The sequence below is a fragment of the Sphingomonas sp. SP4 genome (genome assembly GCF_058313375.1).
The window spans coordinates 1,036,937-1,052,178 of record NZ_JBZFLE010000001.1; the positions used below are offsets into that span (position 1 = coordinate 1,036,937).

Here is a 15,242-nt window from a genome sequence, read left to right on the forward strand (position 1 = left end):
TTTTCGACAATACATCGATGCTGCGCTTACGGGTGCGCGCCGGCCGACGAGGTTTCGTCCGCCGGCGTATTTTGCGTTTCGCATCCCATATGGGCGCGAAGCATCGTTGAGGAGATTTGAATGTTCGACACGTTGAGCGATCGGCTCGGCAGCGTTTTTGACCGACTTCGTGGGCGCGGCGCGCTCACGGAGGCCGACGTTCGTGCGGCCATGCGCGAGGTGCGTGTGGCGCTGCTCGAAGCAGACGTTGCGCTCCCGGTCGCGCGTGACTTCGTCGACAAAGTCACTGAGCAGGCCGTCGGGCAGGAAGTGCTGCGCTCGGTCACGCCGGGGCAGATGGTCGTCAAATACGTCCATGACGCCCTCGTCGAGACGCTGGGCGCTGAGACTGCCGAACTGAACCTCACTGTGACCCCGCCGGCCGTCATCATGATGGTCGGTCTGCAGGGTTCGGGTAAGACGACCACGACCGCCAAGCTCGCAAAGCGGCTGACGGAGCGCGAGCGCAAGAAGGTGCTGATGGCCTCGCTCGACGTGGCTCGTCCAGCGGCGCAGGAGCAGCTCGCGGTGCTCGGCCGCCAGGTAAACGTCGACACGCTGCCGATCGTCCCAGGCCAGCAGCCGGTGGATATCGCCAAGCGCGCGGTGCAGTCGGCCAAGCTCCAGGGCTACGACGTCGTGATGCTCGATACGGCGGGCCGTCTGCACGTCGACGACCAGCTGATGGGCGAGATGAAGGCGGTCGCTGCCGCATCGAACCCCGCTGAGACGTTGCTCGTGGTCGACTCCTTGACAGGTCAGGACGCGGTGAACGTCGCCAAGGGTTTTGCCGGCGAGGTCGATCTCAGCGGCGTGATCCTTACCCGCATGGATGGCGACGCGCGCGGTGGTGCGGCGCTGTCGATGCGTGCGGTCACGGGCAAGCCGATCAAGTTCGCCGGCGTCGGCGAGGCGCTCGACAAGCTCGAAGCCTTCCATCCGGAGCGTGTCGCCGGCCGCATCCTCGGCATGGGCGACGTCGTCAGCCTGGTCGAGCGCGCCGCCGAAACCATTCAGGTCGAGGAAGCGGAGAAGCTCGCGGCCAAAATGGCCAAGGGCAAGTTCGACCTCGACGATCTCTGGGCTCAGCTTCGTCAGATGCAGCGCATGGGCGGCATCGGCGCGCTCGCCGGCATGATGCCGGGCCTCAAGGGCATGAAGGGCGCGATCGACAAGGCTCAGGACGACAAGGCGCTGGTGCACATGGAAGCGATGCTCTCGTCGATGACGGCGAAGGAGCGCGCCAAGCCCGAGATCATCAATGCCAAGCGTAAGATCCGGGTGGCGAAGGGTAGCGGCACGACGGTTCAGGAGATCAACAAGCTCCTGAAGATGCATCAGGAAATGTCGACGGCCATGAAGCGTCTCAAGAAGATGGGCGGCCTCGGCAAGCTGGCGGCAATGTTCAGCAAGGGCGGCCTCGAAGGCGCGCTGGGCGGCCTTGCGCCTCCAGGTGCGCTTCCGCCGGGTGGCATGCCGAACCTTGGCGGAGGCGCAGGCAGCCTGCCGGGACTGGGCGGCGCGTCGCCGTTCAACCTGCCTCCGGGTTTTGACAAGTTCTCAAAGAAATAGAGTGATTTACGAAAGGAAGTTATAATGGCAGTTGCAATTCGTCTTTCGCGGGGCGGCTCCAAGAAGCGCCCGTATTACCGCATCGTTGTGGCGGACAGCCGCAACGCGCGTGACGGCCGCTTCATCGAGAAGGTGGGCACCTACAATCCGCTACTGGCGAAGGATTCGCCGGAGCGCGTGAAGCTCGACACGGACCGGATTTCGCACTGGCTGAGCGTTGGCGCCCAGCCCTCGGACCGCGTCCTGCGCTTCCTCGATGCCGCTGGCATCCGTGAGCGCGCCGCTCGCAACAATCCGCAGAAGGCCGAGCCGGGCGAGAAGGCCAAGGAGCGCGCCGAAGCCCGCGCCACCAAGGAAGCGGAGGCCGCCGAGGCCGCTGCTGCTCCGCAGGAAGAAGCCGAAGCCGTGATCGCCGCGGAAGTCGAGGCTGCGACCGCCGAGCCGACCCCTGAGGCCGAGCAGGTCGTCGAGGAAATCGCCGAGCAGACTCCGCCGGTTGAAGAAGCCCCGGCCGAAGCAGCTGCTGCCGAAGGCGAGTCCGCCGAGGCTCCGGCCGAAGGCGCCGACGACGTCGCTCCGCCGACCGAAGGTTCGCCGGAAGCCGTCGAGGCTTCGGCTGACGGCGAGTCGGCCGAAGAGCCCGCCGAAGGCGCGGCCGAGAAGGCTTAAGCTTGGCAGTTTCAGGCGACCGTAGCGAGCGTAGGATCGCCCTCGCTGCGGTCGCCGGAGCTCATGGAGTGAAGGGCGAAGTCCGCTTGAAGCTCTTCAGCGACAGTGCGGAGAGCCTGTCGCGGCACAAGAAGCTGTTTGTGGGAGGCGTCGAGAGGCGCCTCCTTTTTGTTCGCGATAGCGGGAAAACCGCAGTCGCCAAGTTCGCAGGCGTGACCGACCGAAGCGCGTCGGAGGCGCTACGCGGCTCACTGGTTGAAATCGATCGGTTGGAGCTGCCAGCGCTCGAGGAAGGCGAATATTATCACGCGGACGTGATTGGCCTGGGGGCGTTCGATCGGGAGGGAAGCCAGATCGGATCAGTCGTCGCCATCGAGAATTACGGCGCGGGAGACCTGTTGGAAATCGAGATCGGCGATGGGCGACGCTCGCTCATTCCCTTCCGAGAGGGAATCGCGGACTTGGAGGAAGGTCGGATCGTACTCGATCCGGAATTCCTCGCTTAGCCGGAGATTTTCTGCAGTCGCCAAAGGCGAAAGCGGTCGTCTTCTCCAGAGGTGACCAGCCATTGTCCGTCGCGACTGAACGCGACCCAGTAGACATCGTCTGGATGGGGTAGCCCTGCAACCGGTGCGCCGTCCTTCGCCCTCCAGATGCGAACCGCGTCGCCTTCGGCGCCACCGCCGGTAAGTTCGTGCCAAAGCTCGCCCACGAGACCGTGTGGGTGCCCGCCGCTGGCGATCCATTGGCCGTCGGGGCTGAATGCAATCTTGTCGACGTGATGACCGTTATCGATCGTCCTCAGCGGCGCACCGTCGGAAGCGCGCCAATAGCGGATCGTGGAATCGTCACCGCCACTGACCAGCAGCTGACCGTCGGGACTGAAGTCCAGTCCGACCACCGCCTGCTTGTGGCCATTGAGAATCTTCAGGTTGCGGCCGTCGTTCGCGTCCCAAAGGCGAACTGAATCGTCGAAACTGGCACTGGCCAGGCGACTGCCGTCGGGGCTGAAGCGGACTTCCCAGACATTCCGGCCGTGGCCCCGAAGTTCTTTCGGTGTCGACGCGTCGGCCAGATCCCAGATTCGAATGACGGCGTCTTCTCCGGCTGCCGCAAGCCGCCTTCCGTCCGGTGATATGTCGAGGGTCCAGATTGTAGCTCCGTGACCTTTGAAGATGCGCGAAACTCCATGACGCGGCAGGTCCCATTCGCGGACGTTGCCGTCGTAACCGCCACTGTAGAGGCGCGAGCCATCCTTGCTGAAGGCGAGGGTAATGGCGCCGCCTTCGTGCCGCAGTCGATCCACGATGCGCCAGCTTTGCACGTCCCGGATCGTGATCGCTCCGGAAGCGTCGCTGAATGCCGCTAGCTTGCCGTCGCGGCTGAAGGCGGCTTGGCGGGCCGGCGCAGCGGTCGACCAGGTTGCTTTGAGCGAGGCGTTGACGCGCGGACCTTGCGTGACGGTTTCGGGAGCTGACGAACCGCAGCCGGCGATGACGAGTGAGAGTGCGAGAACAGGGATGATACGCATGCAGGACCCTTTCGAGGCATGCGTATCAGTTAGTGTATTACATATGCAATACACATATTACGAGCCGCTTCCGGCCTCCTGCCTTTCCTGAAGGGGCTCACGCCAATAAGGGTCTTTGGCGTTCAGATCATTGCGGATAGTCGTCGCTGCGACCCCGCCTTCGCCCATGGCATGGCTGATCTGGTCAAGCCCGATGACGACGTCGCCTGCGGCGTACAGGCCGGGGATATTGGTGCGCTGGTGCGTGTCGACCTTGACGCACGTATCCTTGCTCAGATCGGCGCCGACCATCTCCGCGAGCTGCGTGTGGGTATCGCTCCCAAGCGCCGGATAGATGCTGTCGAAGGTGTAATGCCCTTCGGCTGTGTCGACGACGATGCAGCCGTCCGGGATCGCAACCGCCTGAGCGGGACCATCGACGCAATCGATGCCCGCGGCGTGCAGCCTTTCCTGATCTTCTGGCTTGAGGCTGAGCGCCTTGTCCGGGGCAATCAGCGTCACGTCCGCAGTGAAGCTGCGGATGAACAAGGCCTCGGCCACGCCGTGGCTATCGCTCCCAATGACGCCGACCTTCTTGTCGGTAACCTCATAGCCGTCGCAAATAGGGCAGTAGCGCACGAGCCCGCGCGCCAACGCCTCGTCGTGAAGCTCCTCGTCCATCGGAGGGCGCCTGTTCGTTACACCTGTGGCGAGCAGAACTGAGCGCGCAATTGCCTGCCCCGAGCCCCAGGTCGCGGTGAAAAATCCCCTCTCTTCGTCGCGTTCGAGCTTGGTCACAAATTCGGTTTCGACCTTCGCGCCATATTTGCACGCCTGCTGGCGCATCCGTTCCAGCAGCTCCGTTCCTTCGATCCCGTCCGGAAAGCCGGAGACGTTGCGCGTGCAGGGAATCCAGGAAGCGCGGCTTTTTCCTGCGTCCACGACAAGGATGTCGAGGTGAAAGCGGGCGAGATAGATCGCGGCCGTCAGGCCGGCGGGCCCTCCGCCTATGATCAGGCAATCGAGAATGGGTTCGTCCATTCGCTGCCCAATGGATTGCCGCAACGGCGGTTCCCGACTAGCCCGCCGCCATGGATTGGACCTTCGTCCTTATCGGCTTCGCGATCTCAGTGTTCATGGGCTCGGCGCTCGTGTCGTTGCTCTTCACCATCCGCCCGGAGTGGAGCGAGCGCCGCAAGCGCCTGACGGCCGCGTCGATACTTCCCGCAATCACCATGGTCGCGACCCTGTTCGGCATCTTGTTTGTCTCGACGTCGAACCACGGTCAGAGCCAGCACCTGGAAGATCTCGCGATCAACGCCCTGGTCTGGATCGGCGGCGGGTTCACGCTGCTGGCATGGATCGGTGGTCTAGTCGGAGCGACGCTGACGAGCCGCAGGAAGCAAAGATGAGCTTCCGAGCTTCTGTCCTGACTCTGTACCCGGACATGTTTCCCGGGCCGCTGGGCTTGAGCCTTGCAGGGAAGGCGCTCCAGGAAGGAACCTGGAGCCTCGACGCCACGAACATCCGCGACTTCGCTACCGACAAGCATCGCAGCGTGGACGACACGCCGGCGGGGGGCGGGGCGGGGATGGTGCTCCGGCCTGACGTGCTTGCGGCGGCGATCGATCATGTCGCGGATGGCCGGCCGATGCTCGCACTCACGCCGCGAGGCGCCCCGCTCACGCAGGAGCGGGTACGCGAATTGGCGGCTGGCGAGGGTGTCATTTTGCTCTGCGGTCGCTTCGAGGGGTTCGACGAGCGAATCTTCGAAGCTCGGCCGCTCGAACCGGTCTCGATCGGCGATTATGTGCTCTCGGGCGGAGAGCTTGGCGCGATGGTCCTGCTCGACGCTTGCGTGAGACTGCTTCCCGGGGTAATGGGCGCGGCCTCCAGCGGAGAGGAGGAGAGCTTCGATGAGGGGCTCCTCGAATATCCGCACTATACCCGGCCTGTTACATGGGAAGGGCGCACGATCCCCGAAGTGCTGCGATCGGGGGATCATGCGAAGATTGCCGCGTGGCGACACGAACGGGCAGTCGAAGATACACGGCTACGGCGGCCGGACCTGATCGAGCGCCACGGGGGCGCATCGCAGGCACCGCCCTCTGGCGCGCGGCGTGACAGAATAGAGAAGACGAAGACATGAATCTGATCGAGACTCTTGAGCGCGAAGCCATCGAAGCGCTGACCGCTGACCGCCAAGTTCCCGAATTCCGTCCCGGTGACACGCTCCGTGTCGGCGTGAAGGTCATCGAAGGCGACCGCACCCGCGTCCAGGCGTTCGAAGGCGTCTGCATCGCCCGCGCCAACAAGGGCGTCGGTTCGAGCTTCACCGTCCGCAAGATCAGCTTCGGCGAAGGCGTCGAGCGCGTCTTCCCGCTCTATTCGCCGATTATTGACAAGATCGAGGTCGTGCGCCGTGGCGATGTCCGCCGCGCCAAGCTCTACTATCTGCGTGGCCGCACCGGTAAGTCGGCTCGTATCGCCGAGCGCCGTGACGTCCGCCGTGACGTGACCGGCGGCCAGGGCGCCGAGACCGAAGCGCAGCGCGCCGAGAACACCGAAGCCTAAGCTTCACGACAGCAGTTGCAGGAAGGAACGCAGCCGCTACGAAGCGGCATGCGTTTCTTTCTTGCGGCTGCGTTGCCGCTTCTCATTGCCGCCGCTCCGCCACCCGGAGTTCCTCAGAAAAAGCTGACCATCGAGCGGATCTTCGCGAGCCCGCCGATTTCGGGCGCGACGCCGCGAGTCCTCAAGCTTTCGCCCGACGGGCGTTACGCGACGATGCTCAAGCCGCGCGCTACGGATCGCGAGCGCTTCGACCTGTGGGCGATGGACACCTCGACTGGACAGCTGCGGATGCTGGTCGATTCGACCAAGATCGGCGGCGGCGAAATTTCCGAGGCGGAAAAGATGCGGCGCGAGCGCGCCCGCGTCGGCGGATCCAAGGGCATTGTCGAATATGAATGGGCGCCCGACGGCAAGTCTGTGCTCGCCCCGGTGGATGGCGATCTCTACCTCGCGGATGTTTCCACAGGTGCGATCCGCCGTTTGACGAACACGCCTGGCACCGAGATCGACGCGCACGTGTCGGAAGGCGGCCGGTATGTGAGCTTCGTTCGCGATCAGAACCTCTACGCACTCGATCTGACCACGGGCGCCGAGCGTCCGCTGACCACTGAAGGCAAGGACACAATTACCTGCGGTACGGCCGAATTCGTCGCGCAGGAGGAGATGGACCGCAAGACGGGGCACTGGTGGGCGCCGAGCGACGGTCGCGTGGCCGTTGAATGCTATGACGAGGCGAAGGTTGCGGTGGTCACGCGCGCCGCAATCGGTGCGAATGGCACCAAGATCTTCGACCAACGCTATCCCGCTGCTGGAACGCCGAACGTCGCCGTTATGCTTTGGGTGATCGATCCGGTGAGCGGCAAGCGCACCAAGGTCGACCTCGGCTCCAATCCCGACATCTATCTCGCGCGCGTCGACTGGTCGAAGGATGGTCGCACGCTCTACGTCCAACGCGAAAGTCGTGACCAGAAGCGCCTCGACCTGCTGGCGGCCGATCCGGCGACTGGCGCAAGCCGTGCCCTTTTCGATGAGACAGCGAAGACCTGGGTCAATCTCAACGACGACTTCAAGGCGCTCAAGGACGGCAGCCTGATCTGGGGCTCCGAGCGAAGCGGTTTCCACCACCTCTATCGCTATGCGAACGGCCAATGGACCCCGCTGACGCACGGCGACTGGTCGATGACTGGCCTGATCGGTGTCGACGAGGCGAGCCATCGGCTCTTCTTCACCGCCAACAAGGATGGAGTGCTGGAGCAGCACGTCTATTCGATCGACTATCTCAATCCCGGCGAGCCGAAGCGGTTGACCGAGACCGGCTATTGGAATGCCGGCGACATGGACAAAAGCGGCAAGCGCATCCTCGTCTCGCGCTCGTCGCCCGATCAGCCGCCGCAAGTCTATCTCGCCGATGCCAATGGCGCTCGCGTCGCCTGGGTTGAGCAGAACAAGCTCGATGCGTCTCACCCTTATGCGCCGTATCTCGCCGCACATCGGCCGGTGCAGTTCGGGACGTTGAAGGCGGCCGACGGCAGCACGCTCTATTATGAGATGATCACGCCGCCGCTGAAGGCAGGCCGCAAATATCCGGTCTTCTTCGAACATTATGGCGGGCCCGGCTCGCAGCAGGTGAAGCGCGGGTGGATGAGCCCGATGGCGCAATATTGGGTGAGCAAGGGCTGGATCTATTTCCAGATCGACAATCGTGGCTCGCCCAATCGCGGGCGCGCGTTCGAAGACCAGATCTATCACGCGATGGGGACCGTCGAGGTCGAGGATCAGGCGACTGCTGCGCGCTGGCTGCAGAAGCAAGCCTATGTCGATCCGAAGAAGATCGCGACGTTCGGCTGGTCTTACGGCGGCTACATGAGTCTCAAGATGCTCGAGCAGGCGCCAAAGGGCCTCTACGCCGCTGGTGTCGTTGGCGCACCGGTGACGAAGTGGGAACTCTACGACACCCAGTACACGGAGCGGTACCTCGGCAATCCTGCGACTGATCCGAAACCTTATCAATCATCGGACGCGCTCGAGGCTGCGCTGAACATCAAGGAGCCGTTCCTGCTGATCCACGGCATGTCTGACGACAACGTCGTCTTCCAGAACTCAACGCTTCTGGCCGACAAGCTTCAAGCGGCGGACAAGCCGTTCGACATGATGTTCTACGTTGGACAGACCCATCGCCCCGCGGGCGAGGGGCGCCAGGCGCACGTACAGAAAACGATCGAGCGCTTCCTGAACGAGAAGGTTCTCGGGAAGGCCGGCGACTAGTCGAAGCGCTTCGCCGGGATCGCGTCCCGATCGATCAGCCGCGTGTAGAGGTGCCACGTCGAATAGCCCAGCCAGGGCAGGACGAAGGCAAGGCCAACAAACAGAGGCGCTGAGCCGAGGATTAGCAGGCCGGTCACGATCAGGCCCCAGCGTAGCATGAGGCCACGGTTGGCCTGCGACGCGCGCCAGGAGGCGGACACCGCTTCTCCTGCGGTGACATCGCAGTCGACCATCAGGGGGATGGACGCGACGCTGAGCGACAGGACCAGCCAGCCGAAGGCTGCGCCGACGATCGCGCCGAGAATAATCAGCGCCCACCCCTTGGGTGTGGTGAAGACTTCGGTGATGAAGCCGCCGATCGAGGTCGGCGTCGCTAGACCGAAGAGCAAGGCGTAAAGCGCGCCCGCCGCAAGCAGCCATCCGAGAAAGATCACGAGCAGCAGCGCTGCAACGACGCTCATGTCGTCCGCTGATGGTCGTTTGACCACGTCGAAGAAGTGAGACCAGTTAGACTGATGTCCCTTATCTCTCCGCCGGGCGAGCTCGTAGAAACCCACGGCCGCGATCGGGCCGAGAAGGCCGACGCCGGCAACGACCGGGAAGAAGTATGGCATCAGCGGCCGATTGGTCGTCATCACGACCGCCGCGACGCCGATGAACGTGTAGATCAGGCCGGCGATCAGGATATCGCCGCGCATTGTGAGGAAATCGTCCAGCCCCTGACGTAGCGCAAAGCGCAGATCGTCATTCGTAATTGTCCTGATGGGGATCTGACGTCGCGTGGATCCCCGCGCTACTGTGTTGGTCGCCATGACACCTCCATCGAGCGTGCCGTCCGGCGCAACAGGCGCCGGGCGCCTGGAGCTTTCATAACATATGCGGAGCGAGTCGGTGAGGCCCTTGGCCACGCGCCACCTACTCGCCATATCGTATTGGCGCGCCGCTTCGGTTAGAGGCCGCAATTCAAAGCTGGAGAGATGAAATGGGTTACCGGGTCGCGGTCGTCGGAGCGACGGGCAATGTCGGGCGCGAGATGCTCAATATCCTTGCCGAGCGCCAGTTCCCGCTCGACGAGGTCGCTGCCGTCGCGTCTGCGAGATCCACGGGTGACGTCATCGAGTTCGGTGATACTGACGAAACCCTGAAGGTCCGTAACCTCGAGCACTTCGATTTCGCAGGCTGGGACATCGCCTTGTTCGCTGCCGGCTCCAGCGTCTCGAAGGTTCATGCACCGCGCGCAGCTGCAGCGGGTTGCACGGTCATCGACAACAGCTCCCTCTTCCGCATGGATCCGGACGTTCCGCTGATCGTCCCCGAAGTGAATGCGGAGGCACTTGCGGGCTATCGCAAGAAGAACATCATCGCGAATCCGAACTGCTCTACTGCGCAGCTCGTGGTGGCTCTCAAGCCGCTGCACGATGCCGCAAAGATCAAGCGCGTGGTTGTCGCGACCTATCAGTCGGTCTCAGGTTCCGGCAAAGCGGGCATGGACGAGCTGTTCGAGCAGTCGCGCAATATCTTCGTCGGCGATGCGAACGAGCCGTCGCACTATACCAAGCAGATCGCGTTCAACGTCATTCCGCATATCGACGTCTTCCTCGACGACGGCTCGACCAAGGAAGAGTGGAAGATGGTGGTCGAGACCAAGAAGATCCTCGACCCATCGATCAAGCTGACCGCGACCTGCGTTCGTGTGCCGGTCTTCGTCGGCCACTCGGAAGCGGTGAACATCGAGTTCGAGAACGAGATCTCCGCCGAGGAAGCGCAGAATATCCTGCGCGAGGCCCCCGGGGTCATGCTCGTCGATAAGCGTGAGGATGGCGGTTACGTCACGCCGATTGAAGCGGTCGGCGAATACGCAACCTACGTCAGCCGTGTCCGCGAGGATCCGACGGTTGAGAATGGCCTCAGCTTGTGGGTCGTGAGCGACAACCTCCGCAAGGGTGCCGCGCTCAATGCCGTCCAGATCGCCGAGCTTCTGGGCCGCAAGCATTTGAAGAAGGCCGCCTGACGGTCTAGCAGTCGAGCCCCTGCATTGGAGGGCTGTTTATGCGCATTGGCTTATGGGTTCTGGCCTTGGCGGCGCTTGGCGGGTGCAAGTTTTCTACCAGCGGCCAGGCGGATCATGCACCGGTCACACAGGCCGAGGCGCAGAAGATCGCCGAGCAGACTGAAGCGAACTTCACCAAGGGCGATGTGAACGCAGTCATGGCGCAATATGCCAATGGCGCGGTCATGTTCGACGCGACGCATCCGCAGCTTAGCACCGATCGAAAGGTGCAAACGGGCTGGGCGCAGACTTTCGTCAGCATGAAGCCGGGCGATTATCACGTGCCTGATCGCCAGATTCAGATCGTCGGGCCGGACGCCTTCATCAGCTCCGGCACCGAGATGTTCACCGTTGCCGCAGGAACGGCTCGACCGACCATCAGCGCGCGCTTCACCGATGTTTTCCAGCGCCAGAAGGATGGCAGCTGGAAGATCGTGCACGAGCACGTCTCCCTGCCCCCGGCGCCTGCCGGACAGCAATAATGGCTGAGGAAATGTCCGGCGGCTGCGCATGCGGCCGGGTTCGCTACAGCGTCAGCGTCGACAACGATGATGCCTATCTGTGTCACTGCCGAATGTGCCAGCGTTCAACCGGTTCGATTTCGATCGCCTTCAAGGGCGTGAAGCAAGCCGATGTGAAGTGGGAGCACGAGCCCGATTGGTACGACAGCTCACCCATCGCGGTACGGCCTTACTGCCGCGAATGCGGGACGTCCTTCGGCTTCAAGTTCAAGGACGGCAGCGAGAATATGGATCTGACGATTGCGAGCTTCGACGATCCATCGCGCTTCAAGCCCAAGCATCATTTCGGAGCGGAGAGCATGCACCGAGCATGGCTCAACACCGAAGGCCTTCCTGAAATCCGCACGGACGAGCATCAAAAGCTGGTCGACAAGTGGGTCGAAAAGACGGGCAGCTTTCCGGGATGAGCGAGCCCGAGGTTCATTACTGGACGGCTTCCGACGGGGTTCAGCTGGCCTATCACGAGCTGGGCGAGGGCAGGCCGGTGATCCTGCTCCACGGCCTCTTCTCCGACGCGAACATGAACTGGATCCGGTTCGGCCATGCCGCACTGATCGCCTCGCGAGGGTTCCGGGTGATCATGCCTGACCTACGTGCCCACGGATTGAGCGGGAGGCCGCACGGGCCGGAGCATTATCCGCCGGGCATTCTCGCGCGGGATGTGCGTGAATTGGTCGGACTGTTGGGCCTCGTCGACTTCGATCTTGGGGGGTTTTCGCTCGGCGCGCGCACGACCGTGGAGGCAGTTGGGGAAGGTATGAGGCCGCGGCGCGCCATTCTCGGCGGCGCGGGGCTTGAGGGCTTGAGGAACTGGAAGCGGCGTAAGACCTTCTTTGTCGAGGCGATCGCCATGTTCGATCAGGTCCAGCGCGGCGACCCGCACTGGCTGTCGATCCAATTCATGAAGAGTCAGAAGGTGGATCGCGTCGCCGCCGGCTTACTGCTCGAAAGCTTCGAGGATGCGTTCCTCACGTGGCTCGAGGCCTTCACCATGCCGACGCTTGTCGTTTGTGGAAGCGAGGATGACGACAACGGCTCGGCCGAAGAACTCGCCAACGTCCTTCCCAATGCGGTCTTCGTTGAAATCCCGGGGACACATATGAGTTCGGTCACGAAGCCCCAGCTTGGCGAGGCGATCGCGAACTTCCTGGCAACATAAGAAAAAGGGGCGCCCGAAGGCGCCCCTGCGTGACATTCGGAAAAAGGAGCTATTGCTGCGTCGCAGCCGTCGACTTCGCGCGACCGCGGCCGCTGGTGCTGCCGCGCGACCCGCCACCGCCGCTGCTGGCGCCGAGGCTGGCGTTGCCACCACCGGTTTCGCTCTGACCGCGCTGCTGGCCGCTGCTCTGGCTTGAGGTCGTGAAGCCGCCGGTATCGTCACCCGAGCTCCAGTCGCTGCCTGAGCCCATTCCTTCGGTCCACTGGCCAATCTGATCGCTGAGGCTGCTCAGCTGATTGGTGATCTGCGAACGCCTCGTCCACAGGAACAGGCCCGCCGCAGCCGCGCCGGCTGCGACTGCTGCAGCGGCCACCGGACGATCGCGCGCCATGTCCATGACGCCGCCCGACCAGTCGCTGCTGTACTGGTTCTTGCCCGACGGATTGTTGTTGCGTCCGCCGCGGTTACTTCCACCACGATTGTTGCCACGTGCCATCTTATTCCTCCTCATTTGTGATTACGCTCTCGATCCAATTAAACGATTGAGCGCCTTCGCTGTTTCGCCACTTTCTTGGCGATCAGCGGTGAGGAGAGACGGGCCAGCGGCGAACCGTCAGGCGGTCGCGAGCTGATCCAGCATGTATTCGGCGCTCGACGCCCGATACTCGCCCGGAGCCTCCACGTTGAGCTGTTCGACGACGCCGTCGTTGACGATCATCGAGTAACGCTGCGAGCGTTTGCCCATGCCGAACTTGCTGCCGTCCATCTCAAGCCCGACGGCCTCCGCGAAAGCGCCATTGCCGTCGGCGATCATGGTGATGTCCTCAGAACCGTCGGCCTTTCCCCAAGCCGCCATAACGAACGGATCGTTGACGGAGATGCAGGCGATCTCGTCAACGCCCTGGCCCTTCAACTCGCCAGCCTTGTCCACGTAGGAGGGCAGGTGGCGAGCGGAGCAGGTCGGCGTGAATGCACCCGGGACTGCGAAGAGGGCTACGCGCTTGCCGGCGAAATATTCGCTGCTGGTGGTCGGCTTCGGGCCATCGGCGCTTGCGATGGCGAGAGGGACGTCAGGGAGGCGTTCGCCGACTTGGATGGTCATATCATTCTCCGTCGCGTGAAGATGAAACGGCAGATAGGCTCGGCGTACTGCCGCCTCAAGCCTTGCCCGTCGCGCGCCAGCGGCTCATTGTCGCACCGTGGTTGAACAACCGAGTTTCCTGTCGGGCAAGCTGCTTCTCGCGATGCCCGGAATGGCTGACCCTCGTTTCGAACGTGCGGTCATCGCCATGTGCGTCCACGATGAAAATGGAGCGATTGGCATCGGGGTTGGGCACAAGCGGGCCGGGATCACTTTTCGCGGCTTGCTGCGTCAGCTGGAGATCGAACCGGGTGAGGCGCCCGATTGCGCCGTCCACCATGGCGGCCCGGTCGAGCCAGGCAGGGGGTTCGTGCTGCATTCAAACGATTGGGGTGGCCAGGACACGCTTCACGTCAACGGAGACAATGGCGAGATTTTCGCGATGACGGGGACCATCGACGTCCTTCGAGCGATCGCGGAAGGCCGCGGGCCATCGCAATGGATTGCTGCCCTAGGCTATGCAGGTTGGGGCGAGGGGCAGCTCGACGAAGAAATGACTCGCCACGGCTGGTTCGCCGCCAAGGGTGAGCAGAAGATCCTGTTCGACACCCCAACCGATGAGCGCTGGGCGGAGTCGTTCAAGGCGGAAGGTATCGACCCGCGCCTGCTGGCGAGCGAAACCGGCGCGGCTTGAGGGAAAGTAATCCGTAGCTCCGCGTTCGTCGCGGATGCGCAACGGTACCGGCACCACCGACGAGAGTTCCGTAAGCGGGAAATTCATTTCCAGCTGGCGAAGCTGGGTCCTCGCCGCATTGCTGATCGGTGGGCTGGTCATCGCCATCCTTCATTGGGGTGACGTCAAGATGTTCGGCCAGCTTTTGACCAGGGCGCAACCGCTTTGGCTGCTTGTCGCGGCCGGGTTGCAAGTGGGGACCTATGTTGGGCTCGCAGCCCAGTGGTGGCTGGTCCTGAAGAAGGGGCAAACGCCGGAGGATGGCGGCGACCTGCTGCGACTTACATTCGCGAAGCATTTCGCCGACCAGGTCGTGCCGACTGCCGGGCTCAGCGGGAATGTGCTTGTCGTTGACCGGTTGGTGAGCCTCGGCGTGCCGCGGCCCAACGCCGTGGCGGCGCTGCTGCTGCAGATCGTTGCTTACTACATTTCCTACGCGCTCGGAGCGATGTGGGTCCTGGTTGTCTTATGGTGGAAGAGCCACTCGAGCCTGCTCCTGACGGCGGCGGTCCTCGTCTTCCTTGTCATCGCCATCGGCATTCCGTGGCTAACTTTGTGGCTACACCGGCGCGGTCAGGAACGGCTGCCGCGTTGGGTTGCGCGCTGGTCGAAGGCGCGAAGTTTCTTCAAGCTGGTCGGTGAAGCGCCGCGAGAGCTCGTTCGAGACCCACAGCTAATCGCGTGGCTGACGGTGCTCAATGGCCTCGTCTTCCTGGCCGACGCCGTCACGATGCAGGCCTGCGTGCTGGCACTTGGCGTCCATGCGCCGCTCAGCGCTGGCTATGTCGCCTTCATGTTCGCGTCGATCGCCGTGATCCTGGGCCCAATCCCGATGGGTCTGGGCTCGTTCGAGGCGGTGAGCGTTGCAATGCTCCGGCTGTTCGGCGTTCCGTTCGAGGCGGCGCTGTCCGCGACCTTGCTGTTCCGCGGTTTCACGCTGTGGCTCCCGCTGATCCCGGGAGGCCTGTTGCTGAGGCGCGAGTTGCATACGGTCGAAGGCTGATGGCTGCGTTCGTCGGGAGGCCTGGCGGGCTTCGATTGACGCACTAACCTGGATCAAATAAAATTT

18 protein-coding genes are annotated in these 15,242 nt (G+C 63.1%); 13 read left to right on the forward strand and 5 right to left on the reverse strand.

The features are described from left to right. The first annotated feature begins 120 nt into the window (after positions 1–120). Genes ffh through rimM form a run of 3 tightly spaced genes read left to right on the forward strand, consistent with a single transcriptional unit; the run spans position 121 to position 2,786 of the window. Positions 121–1,611 carry a signal recognition particle protein gene (gene ffh, locus AC4GYV_RS05215; RefSeq protein ID WP_491099597.1) on the forward strand — a complete coding sequence of 497 codons (1,491 nt, stop codon included), beginning with the start codon at positions 121–123 and terminating at the stop codon, positions 1,609–1,611. A 24-nt stretch (positions 1,612–1,635) separates the two neighbouring features. Next, positions 1,636–2,280, forward strand: a complete 645-nt coding sequence (gene rpsP, locus AC4GYV_RS05220) for a 30S ribosomal protein S16 (protein WP_491099598.1) — start codon at positions 1,636–1,638, stop codon at positions 2,278–2,280. 2 nt (positions 2,281–2,282) lie between these two features. Then, positions 2,283–2,786, forward strand: a complete 504-nt coding sequence (gene rimM / locus AC4GYV_RS05225; protein ID WP_491099599.1) for a ribosome maturation factor RimM — start codon at positions 2,283–2,285, stop codon at positions 2,784–2,786. Here the strand turns inward: rimM and AC4GYV_RS05230 are convergent. Continuing rightward, positions 2,783–3,811 carry a WD40 repeat domain-containing protein gene (locus tag AC4GYV_RS05230; protein ID WP_491099600.1) on the reverse strand — a complete coding sequence of 343 codons (1,029 nt, stop codon included), beginning with the start codon at positions 3,809–3,811 and terminating at the stop codon, positions 2,783–2,785. The genes rimM and AC4GYV_RS05230 overlap by 4 nt on opposite strands. A 57-nt stretch (positions 3,812–3,868) precedes the next feature. Further along, the gene (locus AC4GYV_RS05235; RefSeq protein WP_491099601.1) at positions 3,869–4,831 is read right to left on the reverse strand and encodes an NAD(P)/FAD-dependent oxidoreductase; all 963 of its coding nucleotides are present in this window, start codon (positions 4,829–4,831) and stop codon (positions 3,869–3,871) included. A gap of 50 nt (positions 4,832–4,881) precedes the next feature. Here AC4GYV_RS05235 and AC4GYV_RS05240 point away from each other — a divergent pair, with 50 nt between their 5' ends. The 4 genes from AC4GYV_RS05240 to AC4GYV_RS05255 are packed head-to-tail and all read left to right on the forward strand — an operon-like array spanning position 4,882 to position 8,629. After that, entirely contained in the window at positions 4,882–5,202 is a 321-nt protein-coding gene (locus AC4GYV_RS05240) for a hypothetical protein (RefSeq protein ID WP_491099602.1), read from the forward strand. Next, positions 5,199–5,939: a tRNA (guanosine(37)-N1)-methyltransferase TrmD gene (gene trmD / locus AC4GYV_RS05245; RefSeq protein ID WP_491099603.1), complete on the forward strand. Its 741-nt coding sequence runs from the start codon at positions 5,199–5,201 to the stop codon at positions 5,937–5,939. The genes AC4GYV_RS05240 and trmD overlap by 4 nt, the downstream gene beginning before the upstream one ends. Then, complete coding sequence (gene rplS, locus AC4GYV_RS05250; protein WP_491099604.1) at positions 5,936–6,364, forward strand: 50S ribosomal protein L19; 429 nt, start codon at positions 5,936–5,938, stop codon at positions 6,362–6,364. Before trmD ends, rplS begins: the two co-directional genes overlap by 4 nt. Before the next feature lie 48 nt (positions 6,365–6,412). Next, the gene (locus AC4GYV_RS05255; RefSeq protein WP_491099605.1) at positions 6,413–8,629 is read left to right on the forward strand and encodes a S9 family peptidase; all 2,217 of its coding nucleotides are present in this window, start codon (positions 6,413–6,415) and stop codon (positions 8,627–8,629) included. Here the strand turns inward: AC4GYV_RS05255 and AC4GYV_RS05260 are convergent. Further along, entirely contained in the window at positions 8,626–9,555 is a 930-nt protein-coding gene (locus tag AC4GYV_RS05260) for a DUF2189 domain-containing protein (protein ID WP_491099606.1), read from the reverse strand. The two genes, AC4GYV_RS05255 and AC4GYV_RS05260, sit on opposite strands and share 4 nt — an antisense overlap. A 56-nt stretch (positions 9,556–9,611) precedes the next feature. Between AC4GYV_RS05260 and AC4GYV_RS05265 the strand changes: the two genes are divergently transcribed. The 4 genes from AC4GYV_RS05265 to AC4GYV_RS05280 are packed head-to-tail and all read left to right on the forward strand — an operon-like array spanning position 9,612 to position 12,359. Further along, on the forward strand, positions 9,612–10,640 hold the full coding sequence (locus tag AC4GYV_RS05265) for an aspartate-semialdehyde dehydrogenase (protein WP_491099607.1): 1,029 nt from the start codon (positions 9,612–9,614) through the stop codon (positions 10,638–10,640). A 38-nt stretch (positions 10,641–10,678) separates the two neighbouring features. Continuing rightward, positions 10,679–11,161, forward strand: coding sequence for a YybH family protein (locus AC4GYV_RS05270; protein ID WP_491099608.1), 483 nt, complete (start codon positions 10,679–10,681; stop codon positions 11,159–11,161). Beyond that, positions 11,161–11,607, forward strand: coding sequence for a GFA family protein (locus tag AC4GYV_RS05275; RefSeq protein ID WP_491099609.1), 447 nt, complete (start codon positions 11,161–11,163; stop codon positions 11,605–11,607). The genes AC4GYV_RS05270 and AC4GYV_RS05275 overlap by 1 nt, the downstream gene beginning before the upstream one ends. Continuing rightward, the gene (locus AC4GYV_RS05280; RefSeq protein WP_491099610.1) at positions 11,604–12,359 is read left to right on the forward strand and encodes an alpha/beta fold hydrolase; all 756 of its coding nucleotides are present in this window, start codon (positions 11,604–11,606) and stop codon (positions 12,357–12,359) included. Before AC4GYV_RS05275 ends, AC4GYV_RS05280 begins: the two co-directional genes overlap by 4 nt. A gap of 49 nt (positions 12,360–12,408) precedes the next feature. Here AC4GYV_RS05280 and AC4GYV_RS05285 read toward each other — a convergent pair whose 3' ends face one another. Continuing rightward, positions 12,409–12,855 (reverse strand): hypothetical protein, encoded by a 447-nt coding sequence (locus tag AC4GYV_RS05285; RefSeq protein WP_491099612.1) that lies wholly within the window; start codon positions 12,853–12,855, stop codon positions 12,409–12,411. Between the two features lie 117 nt (positions 12,856–12,972). Further along, the gene (locus AC4GYV_RS05290) at positions 12,973–13,461 is read right to left on the reverse strand and encodes a peroxiredoxin (protein WP_491099613.1); all 489 of its coding nucleotides are present in this window, start codon (positions 13,459–13,461) and stop codon (positions 12,973–12,975) included. A 142-nt stretch (positions 13,462–13,603) separates the two neighbouring features. Between AC4GYV_RS05290 and AC4GYV_RS05295 the strand changes: the two genes are divergently transcribed. Next, positions 13,604–14,134: a YqgE/AlgH family protein gene (locus AC4GYV_RS05295; protein WP_491100392.1), complete on the forward strand. Its 531-nt coding sequence runs from the start codon at positions 13,604–13,606 to the stop codon at positions 14,132–14,134. Positions 14,135–14,168: 34 nt separating this feature from the next. Further along, positions 14,169–15,176 (forward strand): lysylphosphatidylglycerol synthase transmembrane domain-containing protein, encoded by a 1,008-nt coding sequence (locus tag AC4GYV_RS05300; RefSeq protein ID WP_491099614.1) that lies wholly within the window; start codon positions 14,169–14,171, stop codon positions 15,174–15,176. Positions 15,177–15,242: the final 66 nt, after the last annotated feature.